Source organism: Thermus sediminis (assembly GCF_003426945.1).
Lineage (GTDB): Bacteria > Deinococcota > Deinococci > Deinococcales > Thermaceae > Thermus > Thermus sediminis.
Genome location: NZ_QURO01000004.1, coordinates 831136 through 847034, shown reverse-complemented (window position 1 = coordinate 847034; position 15899 = coordinate 831136). Strand labels below are relative to the sequence as shown.

Genomic DNA, 15899 nt, shown 5'->3' with positions numbered 1-15899 from the left:
CCTTTTCTACCTCGCTTTTGGCTTTGTTTTTCCTGAGGCCTTGACCCATCGCTTGGACTCCCTGGCTAAGGAGCCCTTCATTGTGGGGGTTCTGTTGGGCCTCCTCCTTCTGAGGCCGGTACGTGAGCCGGGGATGCGCCAGGGGCCGGGAAGGCAAGGAGCCCATCTCGGTTTATGAGGAGACCCCGGGGCGGGTAAAGTTCTCTTCCCCTCTCCTTTGGGGGTTACCGCAGGAAAAAGGTGGGGGGAACCCGGCCCTCCTGGAGGCGCTTTCTTGCCTGGGGTAGGGCCTCCGCCACCTCCCGGGCGAGGAGGCCCACCCCCTTTTCCCCCGCCAGGAGGTCCCCCGCCAGGCCGTGGAGAAAGACCCCAAGCCGCGCCGCGTCAAAGGGCCTAAGCCCCGCCGCGAGAAGGGCGGCGATGGCCCCCGAGAGCACGTCCCCTGTCCCCCCCGTGGCCAGGGCGGGGTTCCCCGTGGGGTTCACGGAAAGCCTTTCCCCTTCCGCCACCACCGTGGGGTTCCCTTTTAGGACCACGGTGAGCCCCGTTTCCCGGGCTAGGGCCCGGGCGGCCTCCAGGGGGTCCCCGCTCACCTCCTCGGGTGGCCTTCCCAGAAGCCTTCCCGCCTCCCCGGCGTGGGGGGTGAGGACGGCCTTGACCCCGGAGTGGCGGTAGGCGGAGACCACCTCCAGGTGGAGGGCATCGGCGTCCAGGACCGTGGGGAGGCCCGCCTCGAGGGCCCGCATAGCCCAGAGGGGCCCCCAGGGGCCTCCCCCCATGCCCACGGCCAGGGCCTCCACCCGCACGGGGGGAAGGGTGGGGGCGGGCACGGGGTGGAAGACGGCCTCCATGGGCTCCAAGGGGGTCCCTTCCGGGGCCACCAGGTGGACGAGGCCCGCTCCCATGCGGTAGGCCCCGAGGGCGGCGAGGAGGGGCGCCCCGGCGTAGCGGAGGCCCTCCCCCCGGTACCCCCCCAGCACCCCCACCCGGCCCACGCTTCCCTTGTGGGCGGTGAGGGGGCGCTTCGGGAGGAGGGGCCTCAGGGCCTCCGGCGTGGCCACCTCGGGGAGGTCCTCCCGCTCCAGGAGGGCCTTGGGCAGGCCGATCTCCGCCAGGTAGAGCCTGCCGCAGGCCTCCCGCTCTAGGAGATGGGGGGTCTTGAGGGCGGCGAAGGCCACCGTGGCCGTGGCCCGGACGTGGGGGCTAAAGGGTAGGCCCGAGGGCAGGTCCAGGGCGAGGACGGGAAGGCCAGCTTGGTTCACCCGCTCCACGAGCCCGGCGTAAAAGCCCGTGAGGGGCCCTTTCAGCCCGGTGCCGAAAAGGGCGTCCACCACCACCTCCCCTTCCTGGAAGGAAACCTCCTCTAGGGGCCGCGCCTCCACCCCGTGGGCGAGGAGGGCCTGGAGGGCGAGGAGGGCGTCCCCGGTGTGGCCTTGGGCGGCATAGACCCGCACCCTAACCCCCTCCAGGAGGAGGTGCCGGGCGAGGACGAGGCCGTCCCCCCCGTTGTTCCCCTTGCCCGCGAGGACGAGGGCGGGGACCTTGCCGAAGAGCTCCAGGTAGACCCTCGCCGCCTTCATCCCCGCCCACTCCATGAGAAGCAGGCTCGGGTAGCCTAGCTCCACCGCCTTCCGGTCCGCCTCCCGCATGGCCTCTGGGGTGAAAAGCCGCATGGCGTCCTTAGGATACCCCCCGGCCATGGCCTAGGATGTGGGGTATGGGAGACCTTCAGGAGGCGAGAAAGCGGCTGGAGGGGGCGGGCAAAGTGGCGGTCCTCACGGGGGCCGGGATCTCCAAGCCCTCGGGGATCCCCACCTTTCGGGACGCCGAGGGCCTGTGGAAGAACTTCAACCCCCTGGACTACGCCACCCCCGAGGCCTACGCCAAGGACCCTGCGAAGGTCTGGGAGTGGTACGCCTGGCGCATCGCCAAGGTGCGGGAGGCGGAGCCCAACCCCGCCCACCGCGCCCTGGTGCGCCTCGAGGAGGCGGTGCTCAGGCGGGGCGGGGAGTTCCTCCTCGTGACCCAGAACGTGGACGGCCTCCACACCCGGGCGGGGAGCCGGAACCTGGTGGAGCTTCACGGGAACATCCTCAGGGCCCGCTGCGAGGCCTGCGGCCACCGCTTCCCCCTGCCCCAGGCCTTCACCCCGCCCCCCGCTGCCCCCGGTGCGCCCACCGGGCCCGGCCCGACGTGGTCTGGTTTGGGGAGTTCCTGCCGGAAGGGGCCTTTGAGCGGGCGGAAAGGGCCTTTGCCGAAGCTGACTTTGCCCTCGTCATCGGCACCAGCGCCGAGGTAGAGCCCGCCGCCTCCTTAGGGCGCATCGCCTACACCTCGGGGGCCTACCTGGTGGAGGTGAACCCCGAGCCCACGTCCCTCACCCCCTTGGCCCACCTCTCCCTGCGCCAGGGGGCGGTGGAGGGGCTGGCCCTCCTTCTTCCTTAAGGGCTTGAAGGCTTTTTAGGGGCCCCCACCGCGGCGAAAGCTGCAGTGGGGTACTTATACCCTTTTTGTTTCCTTCGCTCGGCCAGCTCAAAAAGCCTGCTGGGGACCTTCTGCTGGGGTCCCCATGCTGGCTTGGGCCAGCATGGGGTGGTATTAACCCTCTTCCCGCCTTCCCCGGAAGACCAGGCGGAAGGGGACCTCCTTGAGGCCCAGGTCCTCGCCGATGCGGTTTTTCAGGTAGTTCTCAAAGGCCCGGGTGACGAACTCCGGGTGGTTGACGAAGAGGACGAAGGTGGGCGGGGCCACCTGGGCCTGCGTGGCGTAGAGGATCTTGAGGGGCTTTCCCTTGAAGTTGGGGAGCTGGACCTTGCTGGTCCAGAGGGCCACCCAGCGGTTGAGCTCAGAGGTGGGCACGCGGGCGTGGTTCAGCCCGTGAAGGCGCACCGCCTCGCGGAAAAGCTTGTCCAGGTTCTGCTTGGTGAAGGCGGAAGTGTAGACCCGGGGCAGGTGCTCCAGGTGGGCAAGCCTTTCCCGGAGCTCCCGCCTGACCTTGGGGGCCTCCTCCCTCTTCACCAGGTCCCACTTGGTGATGGTAAGGAGGACGGGCTTGCCCCCCTCCAGGGCGCGGTTCGCCAGCTTCAGCTCCCGGTCCCCCACCTGGAAGGGGTCCACCACCAGGAGGACCACGTCGGCCTCCTCTATGGCCCGGAAGCTCCGCCGGATGGCGAGCTCCTCCACCAGGCTTTCCGGGCGCTTGCGGATGCCGGCGGTGTCCAGGAGGATGAAGCGGTTCCCTTCCCTAAAGACCTCCACGTCAATGGCGTCCCGGGTGGTGCCGGGCTCCTCGGAGACGATGACCCGCTCCTCCCCCAGGATGGCGTTGAGGAGGCTGGACTTCCCCGCGTTGGGCCGGCCCACGATGGCCAGGCGGAGGCCCGCCACCTCGGGCCCGGAGTCCATCTGCTTCACGGGAAGCCTCTGCCAGATGGCCTCCAAAAGCTCCCCTAAGCCCCGGGCGTGCTCGCTGGAGGTGGGGATGGGGTCGCCGAAGCCCAGGGCGTAGAGGGGGCCCAGGTAGGCCTCGTGGCTGGGGCTATCCACCTTGGTGGCCACCAGGAGGACGGGCTTGCCCTTCCGCCTCAGGTACTCCGCCACCTCGTGGTCGGCCGGGGTCGGGTCCGAGCGCCCGTCCACGGCGAAGAGAACGAGCTCGGCGCTTTCCAGGGCCTGGTCCACCTTCTCCTGGATCTTCTTCTCCCAGCGGTCCCCGGACCAAAGCCCCCCGGTGTCCACCAGGAGGAAGCGGCCCTCCTCGGTTTCCACCACGCCCTCCTTGAGGTCGCGGGTGACCCCGGGCACGTCGGCCACCACCGCACTCCTCCTGCCCAGGAGGCGGTTGAAGAGGCTGGACTTGCCCACGTTGGGCCGGCCCACGATCACGACCTTGTGCATCCTCACCCCAGGAAAAGGGGCGGGGAGGCCCCCGCCCGCACTAGGCCAAGTATAGCACATCCGGTATCCTACAGAGGCATGCAGAAGCTAGCCCTTTTCCTGCTCAAGCCTTTCGGCTGGAGTCTAAAGATAGAGCCTCTGCCGAGCAAGAAGTACGTGCTGATCGGGGCGCCCCACACCTCCAACTGGGACTTCATCGTGGGGCTTCTCGGGCTTTGGGGAGGGCGGATCCGCGCCCGCTTTTTGGGGAAGAAGGAGCTCTTCAGGCCTCCTTTGGGCTATCTCATGCGGGCCTTAGGGGGGATCCCCGTGGACCGCTCCCGGCGGGCCAACCTGGTGGACCAGGTGGCGGAGATCTTTAGGAGGGAGAAGGAGATCGCCATCCTCGTTGCCCCGGAGGGCACCCGGGGCAAGGCCCCCTACTGGCGCACCGGCTTTTACTACATGGCCCTGAAGGCGGGGCTGCCCATCGCCTTGGGCTACGCCGACTACCGCCGCAAGGAGGTGGGGATCGGGGGCTACCTCTACCCCACACCCCACGGGGGACATCCAGGGGGACTTCGCCCTCATCCGGGAGTTCTACCAGGACAAGGCGGGCCTTGGGCCGGAGAAGCAGGGCCCCATCCGCATCCGGGAGGAGGTGGTGGAGGCGGAAGCTGGGTAGCTTGGATCTTTTGGCCCTAGCTCTTTGGCCCATGGTCATGGGCCCTGGCGGTGGGGCGGGGGGAGTTGTACCGCTACGCCCTCATTCTCCGCCTGGTGCCCTGACCAAGACCACCACGGCCAGGGCGTGGGTGCGCTCGTGGCTCAGGGTGAGGTGGGCCAGGAGGCCCTGTTCCCGCATGGCGGCCTCGAGGGCCGGGGCGAAGCGCAGGAAGGGCTTCCTCCCCTCCATCCCCACCCAGACCGATCTCCAGGAGAGGCCCTCTGGCCAGCACTTCTGGAAGGCCTCCTTGGCTGCCAGGCGGGCGGCGAGGCTTGGGGCGGGGTCCTGGCGCGCCAGGGCGTGGGCTAGCTCCTCCTCGTGGAAGAGGCGCCTCAGGGCCCTTTCCCCGTGGCGGGCAAGGAGCCTCCGCACCCGGGCGATCTCCACCAGGTCGGCGCCCAGGGCCAGGATCACGGGACGATCCCCTCCAGGTACGTTTCCGGGAAGCCCTTGTGCTCCGCCATGTTCCCATCCTAGCCCTTGAGGGGGTCCTGCTTCCCGTGCTAAGGTGCCTGGGTGTTGCCCAGGGCCTTCCTCTCCCGCATGGCCGAGCTCCTGGGGGAGGAGTTTCCCCCCTTCCTCAAGGCCCTCACGGAGGGAAGGCGCACCTATGGCCTCAGGGTGAACACCCTGAAGCTTTCCCCGGAAAGCTTCCTGAAGATTTCCCCCTGGCCCCTAGAGCCCATCCCCTGGTGTGGGGAGGGGTTCTACTACCCCGAGGAGGCCCGGCCCGGCCCCCACCCCTTCTTCTACGCCGGGCTTTACTACATCCAGGAGCCCAGCGCCCAGGCGGTGGGCGTGCTCCTGGACCCGGGGCCTGGGGAGAGGGTCCTGGACTTGGCGGCGGCCCCCGGGGGGAAGAGCACCCACCTCATCGCCCGCATGGGGGGAAGGGGGCTTCTCCTCGCCAACGAGGTGGACGGCAGAAGGGTGCGGGGGCTTTTGGAAAACGTGGAGCGGTGGGGCGCCCCCATGGCCGTGACCCAAAGCCCCGTGTGGGCCCTGGCCGAGGCCTTTGGGGCCTACTTCCACCGGGTCCTCCTGGACGCCCCCTGCTCCGGGGAGGGGATGTTCCGCAAGGACCTGGAGGCGGTGCGCCACTGGGGGCCTTCCGCCCCCAGGCGGGCCAGCGAGGTGCAGAGGGCCCTCCTCGCCCAGGCGGCCCACCTGGTGGGGCCTGAGGGGGTTCTGGTCTACGCCACCTGCACCTTCGCCCCCGAGGAGAACGAGGGGGTGGTGGCCCACTTCCTGAAGGCCCATCCGGAGTTTTACCTAGAGGAGGCCCGCCTCCACCCCCTCTTCGCCCCCGGGGTACCGGAGTGGGGGGACGGGAACCCGGAACTGGCCAAGACCGCCAGGCTCTGGCCCCACCGCCTTCAGGGAGAGGGGCATTTCCTGGCCCGCTTCCGCAGGGAGGGCGGGGCCTTCAGCACGCCCCCCAAGGAGCGCACACCCCCCCTTTCCCCGGAGGCGAGGCGGGCCCTCAGGGCCTTCTTGGAGGAGGTGGGGTTTGAGCTGGAAGGGCCCATCCTGGAACGGGCTGGGCACCTCTACCTCCTCCCGGAGGGCCTCCCCGCCCTTTCCGGCCTGAGGGCCCCCGCCCCTGGGCTTTACCTGGGCAAGGCGCAGAAGGGCCGCTTCCTTCCCGCCAAGGCCCTGGCCCTGAGCTTTGGGGCCACCTTGCCCTGGCCCAGGATGCCCCCGCTGGAGCTTGCCTTCGAGGACCCCCGGGCCCTGGCCTTCGCCACCGGGGAGGGGGTGGCCTGGGAGGGAGAGGACCTTCCCCTGGCCCTGGTGGCCCTCAGGACCCCCGTGGGGGCCTTCCCCCTGGACTTCGGCAAGGCCAAGCGGGGGGTGCTGAGGCCGGTGGGCGTGGGGCTTTAGGGGCTTGGCCCCAGGAGGCCCAGCTGGGCAAGCTCCTCCCGCCAGAGGGCGAAGGCCTCCCGCAGGAGCCCTTGGGGCAGGGGGCGGACCGAAAGGCGGCCCAAACCCAGGGGCACCACCCAGTGGAGGCTTTCCGAGACCTTCTTTTTGTCCCGAAGGAGGTAGGGCAGAAGCTCCTCCCACTCCAGGGGAGGGAGCCTGGGGGGGGAAAGCCAGAGGAGGAGGCGCCGGATGGCAGGCAGGAGGTCCTCCCCGCCCAGGGCCCTTCCCAGGAGGGCGGCGTAGAGGAGGCCGTAGGCCACAGCGGCCCCGTGGGGAAGGGCGTGGCGGGTGCTGGCCTCGAGGGCGTGCCCCAGGGTGTGGCCCAGGTTCAAAAGCCGCCTCTTCCCCCTCTCCAAGGGGTCCTCCTCGGCGATGGCCACCTTCACCGCCACCGCCCGGGCCAGGTAGTCCGCCAGGGAGGGGCTTTCCGGGGAAAGGCCCTCCACCTCCAGAAGCCCCTCGTCCCCGGCGATGAGGCCGTGCTTGAAGGCCTCCACCAGCCCCTCCTGGAAGGTGAAGGGGGGAAGGGTCTGCAGGACCCCCACCTCGGCGTAGACCCCTTGGGGGAAGTGAAAGGCCCCCACCAGGTTCTTCCCCTCGGGGAGGTTGAGGCCCGTCTTCCCCCCCACGCTGGCGTCCACCACGGCCAGGGTGGTGGTGGGGAAGGCCAGGTAGGCGATCCCCCGCAGGTAGGTGGCGGCCACGAACCCCCCCAGGTCGGTGAGGGTCCCGCCCCCCACCACGAGGAGGGTGGCGTTCCGGGGAAGCCCCCTCCCCGCTAGCCAGGAGAGCGCCTTTCCGTAGATCTCCAGGGTCTTGGCCCCCTCGCCTCCCCCCAGAGGGAGGAGGTGGGGGACCCCTAGGGCCTGGGCCACCTCCTGGGCGAAGGGCTCCACCCGCTCATCGTAGAGGAGGGCGGCGGGGCCCTTGGGCCTCGGGACCTCCCTCAAGACCCCTTCCCCGATGAGGATGGGGTAAGGCGTGGGCTTACGGACCTCTATCCTTGGCATAGGCCCAAAGCTTGTCCACGATCTCCTCCACCACCTCCTCCACCCGCCTTCCGTCGGTGGAGACGTGGATGTGGGCCTCCCGGTAGATGGGGGCGCGGGCCGTGAGGAGGGCCTGGATCCGCTCCAGGGGGTTTTCCACCTGGAGGAGGGGCCTCTCCCCCGGCTTCCTTGTGGCCCTTTCTAGGATGGTCTCGGGGCTCGCCCAGAGGGCCACCACGGGGCCCCGCCCGAGGAGAGCCTTCCGGCTTTCCGGGTCCAGGAAGGTGCCCCCGCCCAAGGCCAGGACCAGGTAGTCCTTCTGGATGAGCTCCCGCACCGCCTCCTTCTCCATGCGCCGGAAGGCCTCCTCCCCCAGGTGGCGGAAGATGTCGGGGATGGAGATCCCCGTGTGGCGCTCGATGTAGCGGTCCAGGTCAATGAAGTGGAGCATGAGGGCCCGGGAGAGCTCCCTGCCGATGCGGCTTTTCCCCACCCCCATGAAGCCGGTGAGGCTCACGAAGGTGGCGGGGCGGGGCACCTCGAGGCGGGGGGCCATCCTACGCCCTCAATAGGCGCGCACCCGCTCCTGGTAGCGGGCCACCCGTTCCCGGAGTTCCTCTAGGGTATCCCCCCCGAACTTCTCCAGGTAGGCCTGGGCCAGGACGATGGCGGAAAGGGCGCAGAGGATCACGCTGGCGGCGGGGACGGCCGTGGTGTCCGAGCGCTCCCGGGCAGCATCTTTGGGCTCGTGGGTCACCACGTCCACGGTGGGGAGGGGTTGCATCAGGGTGGCGATGGGCTTCAGGGCGGCCCGGATGACGAGCTCCTCCCCCGTGGTCATCCCCCCTTCCAGGCCCCCCGCCCGGTTGGTCTTCCGGTAGAAGCCCCTCTCCGGGCTCCAGGAGATGGGGTCGTGGACCTCGGAACCCCGCCGCATGGCGTTCTCAAAGGCGGGGCCGATCTCCACCCCCTTGACCGCGGGGATGGACAGGGCCATCTGGGCTAGCCTCCCGTCCAGCTTCCGGTCCCAGTGGACGTGGCTCCCCAGGCCCGGCACCAGGCCGCGGAAGCGGGCCTCAATGACCCCCCCCAGGGTGTCCCCCTCGGCCTTGGCCCGGTCAATGCGGCGGATGGCCTCGGCCTCCGCCTCGGGGTCGGTCATCCTCAAGGGGCTTTCCTCAATCCGGGGCAGGAGGTCCCAGGAGAAGGGGACCTGGCTCCACACCCCCGCCATCCCCGGCACGTACCCCACCCCCTCCACCCCCAAAAGGGAAAGGAGCTTCAGGGCCACGGCCCCCACCGCCACCCGCATGGCGGTCTCCCGGGCGCTGGCCCTCTCCAGGACGTCCCTGAGGTCCTTGTGCCCGTACTTGATCCCCCCGGCGAGGTCCGCGTGGCCGGGCCGGGGGGCGGTGAGCGCCCTTTTGCGGGGCTCGTTCCCGGGGGCTGGGTCCATGACCTCCGTCCAGTTCCTGAAGTCGGCGTTCCGGATGGCCAGGGCCACGGGGGCCCCGGTGGTGCGCCCGGCCCTCACCCCTGCGCGGAACTCCACCCGGTCCTTCTCGATGACCATCCGCCGCCCCCGGCCGTAGCCCCCCTGCCTCCTTTCCAGCCAGGGGTTGATGTCCTCCTCGGTGAGGGGCAGCCCGGCGGGAAGCCCCTCAATGATGGCGAGAAGCTCGGGCCCGTGGGACTCGCCTGCGGTGAGAAACCTCATGGGCCCATTGTAGGGAAGGGGCCGGGGTAAAACCACCCCGGCCTCCCAAAGCCCCCTTAAGGCCTGGTGGCCGTCTCCTTCAGGATGTCGGCGGTGATGACCACCAGAAGCTCCCGGTCCGTGGTCTCCCCCGTGCGCTGCTTGAAGAGCTCCCCGATCAGGGGGATATCCATGAGGAGGGGTACCCCCTGGACGGTCTGGGTGTTCTCCTGGGAAACGAGGCCTCCCAGGACCACGGTCTGTCCGTCCTGCACCCGTAGGGTGGTGGTCACCACCTGCTTGGTGAAGCGGTCCACGTCCCCGTCCACCGGGTTGCGCTGGACGTTGCCGGAGACCTCGGCCCGGATGTTGAGGAGGATCTGCCCGTCGGCGGTGATCTGGGGGGTGACCTCCACGATGATGCCGATGTCAAAGGGCACCCGCTCCACCCGGTCCCCCACCACCCGGCGGATGAGGAAGGTCTCCCCCGACTGGAGGCGGGCGGTCTGGTTGTTGAGGACGGTCTGGTTCACGTCCCTGAGGGCCCGGGAAAGCCCTTGGCGCTGGAGGGCGTCCAGGGTGGCCACGATGTTCAGGGCGGCGAGGCTTCTCGTGGAGTCAAAGATGAGGGCCAGCCCCGAGTCTAGGATGCTGGCCACTAGGTTTCCTCCAGCGACGGTGTTCCACCTGAGCCCCAGGTTCCGGGTGACGTTGGACTGCACCTCCTGGATGCGCACCCTTAGGTTTACCTGGGGCACCTGCTGGTCCAGCTTCGGGATCAAGCCCTCCACCAGGGCCAGCTCCTCGGCGGTGCCGGTGACGATGAGGGTGTTGGTGCGCTCGTCCGCCACCACGGTGGCCTGGCGGGTCTGGACCCGCTCCTGGCCTTGCTGGACCTGGGGCCTTTGCGCCTGCAGGGCCTCTTGGAGGACCCTGGCCAGGTCGCTCGCCTTGGCGTTGGAGAGCTGGTAGGCCCGCTGGAAGATCGGGGGGCCCTGCTCCGGGGCCCGGTCAATCTGGGCCAGGAGGCCTTCCACCTCGGAAAGCTGCCTCTCCGTGCCCCGCACGGAGAGGACGGGCTGGCCGGGGACGGTCTGGACCACGATCCCCGGCACCTCCCGGGCCAGGAAGGGGGCCACCTTCTCGGCGTCGGCGAAGCGCAAGGGGAAGAGCCTGCGCACCGTGGCCTCCTCTCGGGGCGGGGCGGGTGGGACCGCCACATCGGCGGCCCTCAGGAGTTCGGCGAAGAGGGCCTGGTCGGCCTCGGTGGCCTCCAGGAGGAGGGCTTTGGGGTTTCCCGGGATGGCCTCGAGGCGAGCCCCCTTGAGCTCCCTCTCCAAAAGGGGCCCCAGACGGGCCCTGGCCTCCTCAAAGGTGAGGTTCTGCAGGGGGTAGACCCGGCGGAGGGTTCTGGGGAGGTCGGCGGCCTGGAGGAGTGCCGCCAGGCGGGCGTGGTCCTCCTCCGTGGCCAAGACGATGGCCCGTCTGGGGTCCGTGGGCACCACGCTCACCTGGACTCCGGGGAGGCGGGCCTGGAGAAAGGCCAGGAGTTCGGGGAAGGTGGCGTGGGTGAGGGCGTAGGCCTTCTCCACCAAGGGCCTGGGGGCCGCCAGGGGAGGCAGGGGCCGGAAGTCGATCCCCGCCCGCTTGAGGATATCGGAGAAACGGGCGTGCTGCTCCGGGGTGGCCAGGACGGAGAGGATGGCCTTAAGCCTCCCCCCTTCCTCCACCACGATCCAGTTCACGCTAAGCCCCGCCGCCTCCCGGGATAGGAAGGGCAGCAGGTCGTTCTGGACCCAGGCCTTGGCCCCTTCTATGTTGACCAGGGTGCGGACCTGCCCCTGGGGATCGGTCTCCGTACGCCGGTAGGCGATCTCGGGGATGCCCACGATGTAGGGCCGCCTCTCCGCCGCCCCCACGCGGCTTGGGGCATCCACGAGGGCGGTGATCACCTGGGTGGGCGCTACCACCACCACGTCGGGGGGCAGGAAGAGGTAGTCCAGCCCGAACTGGGTCCCGTAGGTGGCGAAGAGGAGGTCCCAGACCTGAAGGAAGGGCTTGCCCTGGAAGTCTAGCTTGATGTTGGGCAAAGGGGGCTGGGCCTTGGCCGGGTCCCCTGAGGGGTCGTAGGCCCGGTAGATGAGGGGCTGGAGACCTACGCTCCTGGCCAGGGCTTCCAGCACCACATCCAGGGGCAGGGTGAGCCCGGCCCTGACCTGGCTTTCCGAAACCTTCAGGTCCACCTTGGCCTGGAAGCGGGGCTCCTCGGGAAAGCTCCCTGCCAAGGCGCCCGCGCCCAAGGCGGCGAGGGCCAGGATAAGGGGCTTTATAAGTTTCACCGTTCACCTCCTGCTTGCGGGTCTTCCAAAGGGATCTCCAGGGTTTCGTCTTTCATGGCGAGCACCACGCGGTCGCCCTCAATGCGGCGGAGGAGCGCCTCGCTTCCCGGGATGGAGCTTCCTGCGGGGAGGACCAGGTAGCCCTCCTTACTTTCCAGGATAGCCACGCTCACCGGGCCCAAGAGGGTGCCGGAGAGCCTAAGCCCCCTTTCCTCCACCAGGGCCACCAGGGGGGTCTTGGGGGGGGTGGAGGAGGGGTAGCCCCGGGGCCCTCTGCCCCTGAGGCTGCCTGGGCGAGGGGAATCTCCACCAGCCCCGGAGGCGGGGCCACCCGCACGGGGGTGTCCAACTGGACCTCGGGCACCTCCACCTCGAGGGTGGGCCGGAGCACCTGGGGCGGGGGAAGCACCCCAGCGGTCCCCGGAAGGGGCCGGGGAGGGGTAGGGAGGCTGGGAGTAGGCAGAGGGGCGCCCTGGTCCACACGGACTGGGGCGCCCGTGGGCACGGGGCTGGGGCGGATGGCGGGGCGGGCGCCGCGGGGGTCGCGGGGGTTGGGGCCGGGGGGCTTCTACGATGAGGGGCACGAAGGGGTTGGGGGGTGGGGCCTCCGGCCTGGGTTGGGGAACGGGCAGGGCGGCGGGCCCCGCCGCCTGGACCGGGGAGGCGGCTGGGACCGCCTCCCTTCTGGGGGGTGGCTCTTGCCCTTCCGGTTGCGCCTGGGTGGTCTGGGACAAGGGGGGGATGGGGGGTACCTCCAGGGCCCTGGGGATCTCCTGTCCCTGGGGTGTGGGGGCCAGGGCCTCCTGGGGCACCTGGGTGGGCAAGAAGAGGCCTACGTACCAGAGGCTCACCGCAGAGACCAGAAGGAGTCCCGCCAAGAGGAGCTTGGTGGACTGGGGCAGATTGGCCCAGGCGGTGCTTAGGCGGGCTAGGGTTTCCTTCACCGCTCACCTCCTTGGGCTTCCAGGTCCCTGGCCAGCATGTAGAGGGTGAGGGTCAGGCTGGTGGAAAGCCTCGGGTTCAGTTCCTGGCCCTGCACGCTGAGGTTCAGCCCGGAGAGGGAGCTGAAGCGGGAGAGGCCCTCTAGGCGCCTCAGGTAGGCGAAGGTTTCCGGGAAGGGGGCCTCGAGGGAGAGGGCCAGGTTCACCGCCCGCACCTCCGGCACCGGGGCCGAGGTGGGGGAGCGGGTGAAGGAGCGCACCACCACCCCGCTGCGCTCGGCCTCCCTCAGGATCTCCGAGAGCACCTCGGCCAGGCGTTCCTCCCGGGGCAGGGCGCGCAGGGAGGAGGGCCGCCACCAGGGTCAGGGCCATGGCGATGAGGGCCCACTCCCGCCCTCCGAGCCTAGCGAGCACTGCCCTCACCCCCCACCGTTCCAATGCGGGCGCTGAAGGTGTAAAGCCCCCTTTCGTCCATGGACGCCCCTTGGAACTCTATGCCAAACCGCGGCGAGGTCTCGAAGGCCTGGACGAAGCGCACCAGGGCGGACTGGTTCAGGGCCTCCCCCTGGACGTTGAACTCCACCCGTACCCGCTTTCCGTCGAAGGCTCCTCCTTGAGCCTGCCGGAGGGCCTCCTCCTCCGGGAGGGCCCGGGTGCCCACGGAGCGCAAGGCCACGGGGAAGCGCCCGCCCTCCCGGGGAATCTGGGCGATGAAGGCGGCCAGGTACTCCGACCAGGGGACGAAGTCCTTGCGCAGGCCCTCGCGGATGGCCAGGAGGGCCTCGAGGGTCCTCCTCTCCCGCTGCAGCCGGTTCTGCTCCTCAATGAAGGGCCTCAGGGCCTCCACCTCCGCCCTCAGGGCGTCCCGCTCCGCTTTGGCCAGTGAGAGTTCCGTGTAGGCGGTGTAGTGGAGGATACCCAGGGTCAACAGGACCACCAGGGCCAAGAGAAGGGCGGAAAGCCCCCACCAGCCGGACTCCACCCGGCGGCGGAGGTTTTTGGGGAGGAGGTTTAGCCTAATCAAGGGGACCCACCCCCCTCAGGGCCAGGCCCACGGGCACTACGAGTTCGGGGCCCAGCTCCTTCAGCCTTTCCAGGTCAAAGCGCCTGGGGTCCACCTGAATGCCCTCCCAGGGGTTGGGGGTGACGAAGTTCACCCCCAGGGTGTCCGTGAGAAGGGTAGCCAGCCCCCTAAGGCGGCTCCCCCCGCCAAAGAGGTAGCCCACCTCCGGCTGTACCTCCCCAAGCTGCACCCGGAAGAACTCCAGGCTCCGGCGGATCTCCTGGGTGAGCTCCACCAGGACGGGGCGGATGGCGTCGTAAATGCGCGCCGGGCTATAGCGCTCCCGCTCCACGTCAAAGTCCAGGAGGAGCTCCTCGTCCTCAGTGGGGATGGTGGCCAAGCCGTAGGTGCGCTTCACCTCCTCGGCGCTAAGGTGGTCCAAGCCGAAGCTCTTGCCGATGGCCTCGGTGAAATCCTTCCCCGAGAGGGTCAGGACCCGCACCGCCAAGGGGCGGTCCCCTTTGGAAAGGACCAGGCTGGTGCTCTCGGCCCCGATCTCTATCGCTACCGCTACCCCCTCCGGGTCCCTGATGAGCTCCCCTTCCAAGGGGTAAAGCCCGGCGAAGGGTTTCACGTCCAGCACCACAGGGATGAGGCCTGCCCCCCTGAGGGCCTCGATGAGGGAGGCCACCGCCTCCTGACGGGCTGCCGCCACCATGACCTCCACCTGCTCCCCTTCCGGCACCTCGGCCAGGGGGTCCAGGGGGGCGAAGTCCAGGACCACCTCGTCAATGGGGAAGGGAATGTAGCGCTCCGCCTCCCAACGCACGGCCTCCTCCATCTCCTTTTGGGGCATTTTGGGGACCTGGAGGGTCCGCAGGATGACGCTGGGGTTGGGGACGGCAGAGACCACGTACCGCTTCCGGGTGCGGGCCTCAGCCAGGAGTTCCCGGATCTCCTGGGCCAGGCTGGCGGGTTCCGCCACCACCCCTTCCACCAGGGTTCCCGGGGGCATGGGCCGGGTGGCCAGGGCCTTCAGCGTGGGCGGGTAACCGGAGAGCTCCACCAGCTTTAGGCTGCCGGCGCCGATCTCCAGTCCCAAGGCCTCCACCCGGGGTTTGAATAGCTTTCTGAAGCCCGAGAGCACGGCGCCTCCCTATTCCACTTGCTTTGGGTGAAGCAGGCTGCGATTCATAACGAACCTACTCGCAGTATATACCCCTTCCCCCAAAATGGGGAAGGGGGGTCAAGGCCCATCCGCCAAGCGCAGGGCTGACCCACGGACCTGGACCACGAGCAAGTCCCTCCCCGACGTCCGGAGAGGGGGATGCCCGAAAGGCCTAGAGGGTTTTCAGCGCCTCCACCACCTTTTGGGTGAAGGCCTCCGTGGTGGCGTTGCCCCCCAGGTCCGGGGTGCGGGGGCCCCTTTCCAGGACTAGCTCCACCGCCCGCTCCACCCTTTTGGCCGCTTCTTTTTCCCCCAAGTACTCCAGCATCATGGTGGCGGAGAGGATGGCGGCCGTGGGATTGGCGATGCCCTGGCCGGCGATGTCCGGGGCCGAGCCGTGCACGGGCTCAAAGACCGCGGTGCTGTCCCCGATGTTGGCGGAGGGGGCGAGGCCTAAGCCCCCCACCAACCCGGCGGTGAGGTCGGAGAGGATGTCCCCTAGGAGGTTGGTGGTGACGATGACGTCAAAGCGCTCGGGACGCATCACGAGCTGCATGGCGCAGTTGTCCACGATGATGTCCTGCACATTGACCAAGGAGAAGTCCCTGGCTACTTCCCTGACCGTATCCAGGAAAAGCCCCTGGGTCACGGGGAGGACGTTGGCCTTGTGGGCGATGTGGAGGGTCTTCCGGGGTCGGCTTTCCGCGATCTTCAAGGCTACGCGCCCGATGCGCTCGCTGGCCCTTTTGGAGATGACGGCGTCGGCGATGGCCACGTCCAGGTAGCGCCTCTCCTGCTCCACGTAAAGCCCCTCGGTGTTCTCCCGGACGATGACGAGGTCCACCCCGGGGCGGCTTTGGGGTATGGGGCGGCTCTTGGCGGGGCGCACGTTGGCGTAGAGGTTCAGCCTGCGCCTCAGGTAGCGGATGGCCCCAAAGAAGCCCGGCACCTTGCGGGTGGGGCTGGTGGCGGCCCCGAAGAGGGTAGCGTGGCAGGAGAGGATTTTTTCCACCGTTTCTTCTGGGACCGAGACCCCTCTTCGCTCAAAGGTCTCCCAGCCCGCCTCGGCCTCCACAAACTCCAGGGGAAGGCCGGTGGCCTCCAAGACCTTCCTGGCCGCGGGCACCACCTCGTGGCCGATCCCGTCCCCCTCAATCAAGCAGATGCGGTACGCCATGCTGCCTCCGGTTAGGGGTATGCCCCCCCAAGAATATACACTACACCGCAAGGCCCT

General features: G+C 69.1%; 13 protein-coding genes and 2 pseudogenes. 3 read left to right on the top strand and 12 right to left on the bottom strand.

Annotated features, from left to right (window positions below; all coding sequences use genetic code 11):
- Positions 1-224: 224 nt before the first annotated feature.
- On the bottom strand, positions 225-1673 hold the full coding sequence (locus tag ATI37_RS05060; RefSeq protein WP_117238520.1) for an NAD(P)H-hydrate dehydratase: 1449 nt from the start codon (positions 1671-1673) through the stop codon (positions 225-227).
- Positions 1674-1717: 44 nt separating this feature from the next.
- Between ATI37_RS05060 and ATI37_RS05055 the strand changes: the two are divergent.
- Positions 1718-2445 (top strand): annotated as a pseudogene (locus ATI37_RS05055) (SIR2 family NAD-dependent protein deacylase).
- 153 nt (positions 2446-2598) lie between these two features.
- On the opposite strand, the gene der reads toward ATI37_RS05055, so the two are convergent.
- Entirely contained in the window at positions 2599-3897 is a 1299-nt protein-coding gene (gene der / locus ATI37_RS05050) for a ribosome biogenesis GTPase Der (protein ID WP_117237399.1), read from the bottom strand.
- 78 nt (positions 3898-3975) lie between these two features.
- Here der and ATI37_RS05045 point away from each other — a divergent pair.
- Positions 3976-4561 (top strand): annotated as a pseudogene (locus ATI37_RS05045) (lysophospholipid acyltransferase family protein).
- A gap of 81 nt (positions 4562-4642) precedes the next feature.
- On the opposite strand, the gene ATI37_RS05035 reads toward ATI37_RS05045, so the two are convergent.
- Positions 4643-5017, bottom strand: coding sequence for a 4'-phosphopantetheinyl transferase superfamily protein (locus tag ATI37_RS05035; protein WP_117237398.1), 375 nt, complete (start codon positions 5015-5017; stop codon positions 4643-4645).
- Between the two features lie 102 nt (positions 5018-5119).
- Here ATI37_RS05035 and rsmF point away from each other — a divergent pair, with 102 nt between their 5' ends.
- Positions 5120-6487, top strand: a complete 1368-nt coding sequence (rsmF, locus tag ATI37_RS05030; protein WP_117237397.1) for a 16S rRNA (cytosine(1407)-C(5))-methyltransferase RsmF — start codon at positions 5120-5122, stop codon at positions 6485-6487.
- On the opposite strand, the gene ATI37_RS05025 is transcribed toward rsmF, so the two are convergent.
- The 9 genes from ATI37_RS05025 to ATI37_RS04985 form a co-directional block, all read right to left on the bottom strand.
- Positions 6484-7539 carry a 3-dehydroquinate synthase gene (locus ATI37_RS05025; protein ID WP_117237396.1) on the bottom strand — a complete coding sequence of 352 codons (1056 nt, stop codon included), beginning with the start codon at positions 7537-7539 and terminating at the stop codon, positions 6484-6486. The two genes, rsmF and ATI37_RS05025, sit on opposite strands and share 4 nt — an antisense overlap.
- Positions 7517-8074, bottom strand: a complete 558-nt coding sequence (locus ATI37_RS05020) for a shikimate kinase (RefSeq protein ID WP_117237395.1) — start codon at positions 8072-8074, stop codon at positions 7517-7519. The genes ATI37_RS05025 and ATI37_RS05020 overlap by 23 nt, the downstream gene beginning before the upstream one ends.
- Positions 8075-8083: 9 nt before the next feature.
- Positions 8084-9235 (bottom strand): chorismate synthase, encoded by a 1152-nt coding sequence (gene aroC / locus ATI37_RS05015; protein ID WP_117238519.1) that lies wholly within the window; start codon positions 9233-9235, stop codon positions 8084-8086.
- Positions 9236-9291: 56 nt separating this feature from the next.
- A complete protein-coding gene (locus ATI37_RS05010) occupies positions 9292-11544 on the bottom strand; it encodes a secretin N-terminal domain-containing protein (RefSeq protein ID WP_408646678.1) in 2253 nt (750 codons plus the stop codon).
- 5 nt (positions 11545-11549) lie between these two features.
- The gene (locus tag ATI37_RS12020) at positions 11550-11780 is read right to left on the bottom strand and encodes a hypothetical protein (RefSeq protein WP_117237393.1); all 231 of its coding nucleotides are present in this window, start codon (positions 11778-11780) and stop codon (positions 11550-11552) included.
- 713 nt (positions 11781-12493) lie between these two features.
- Positions 12494-12799, bottom strand: coding sequence for a hypothetical protein (locus ATI37_RS05000; RefSeq protein ID WP_408646646.1), 306 nt, complete (start codon positions 12797-12799; stop codon positions 12494-12496).
- A gap of 98 nt (positions 12800-12897) precedes the next feature.
- Positions 12898-13518, bottom strand: coding sequence for a flagellar protein FliT (locus ATI37_RS04995; protein WP_117237392.1), 621 nt, complete (start codon positions 13516-13518; stop codon positions 12898-12900).
- Positions 13511-14644 carry a type IV pilus assembly protein PilM gene (gene pilM / locus ATI37_RS04990; protein WP_117237391.1) on the bottom strand — a complete coding sequence of 378 codons (1134 nt, stop codon included), beginning with the start codon at positions 14642-14644 and terminating at the stop codon, positions 13511-13513. Before pilM ends, ATI37_RS04995 begins: the two co-directional genes overlap by 8 nt.
- A 193-nt stretch (positions 14645-14837) precedes the next feature.
- Positions 14838-15842, bottom strand: coding sequence for a homoisocitrate dehydrogenase (locus tag ATI37_RS04985; RefSeq protein ID WP_117237390.1), 1005 nt, complete (start codon positions 15840-15842; stop codon positions 14838-14840).
- Positions 15843-15899: the final 57 nt, after the last annotated feature.

Coding starts and splice junctions, on each gene's coding strand:
- ATI37_RS05060 (WP_117238520.1), bottom strand. CDS start 1,673: ATGCGGCTTTTCACCCCAGAGGCCATGCGGGAGGCGGACCGGAAGGCG.
- ATI37_RS05025 (WP_117237396.1), bottom strand. CDS start 7,539: ATGCCAAGGATAGAGGTCCGTAAGCCCACGCCTTACCCCATCCTCATC.
- ATI37_RS04985 (WP_117237390.1), bottom strand. CDS start 15,842: ATGGCGTACCGCATCTGCTTGATTGAGGGGGACGGGATCGGCCACGAG.
- der (WP_117237399.1), bottom strand. CDS start 3,897: ATGCACAAGGTCGTGATCGTGGGCCGGCCCAACGTGGGCAAGTCCAGC.
- aroC (WP_117238519.1), bottom strand. CDS start 9,235: ATGAGGTTTCTCACCGCAGGCGAGTCCCACGGGCCCGAGCTTCTCGCC.
- ATI37_RS05020 (WP_117237395.1), bottom strand. CDS start 8,074: ATGGCCCCCCGCCTCGAGGTGCCCCGCCCCGCCACCTTCGTGAGCCTC.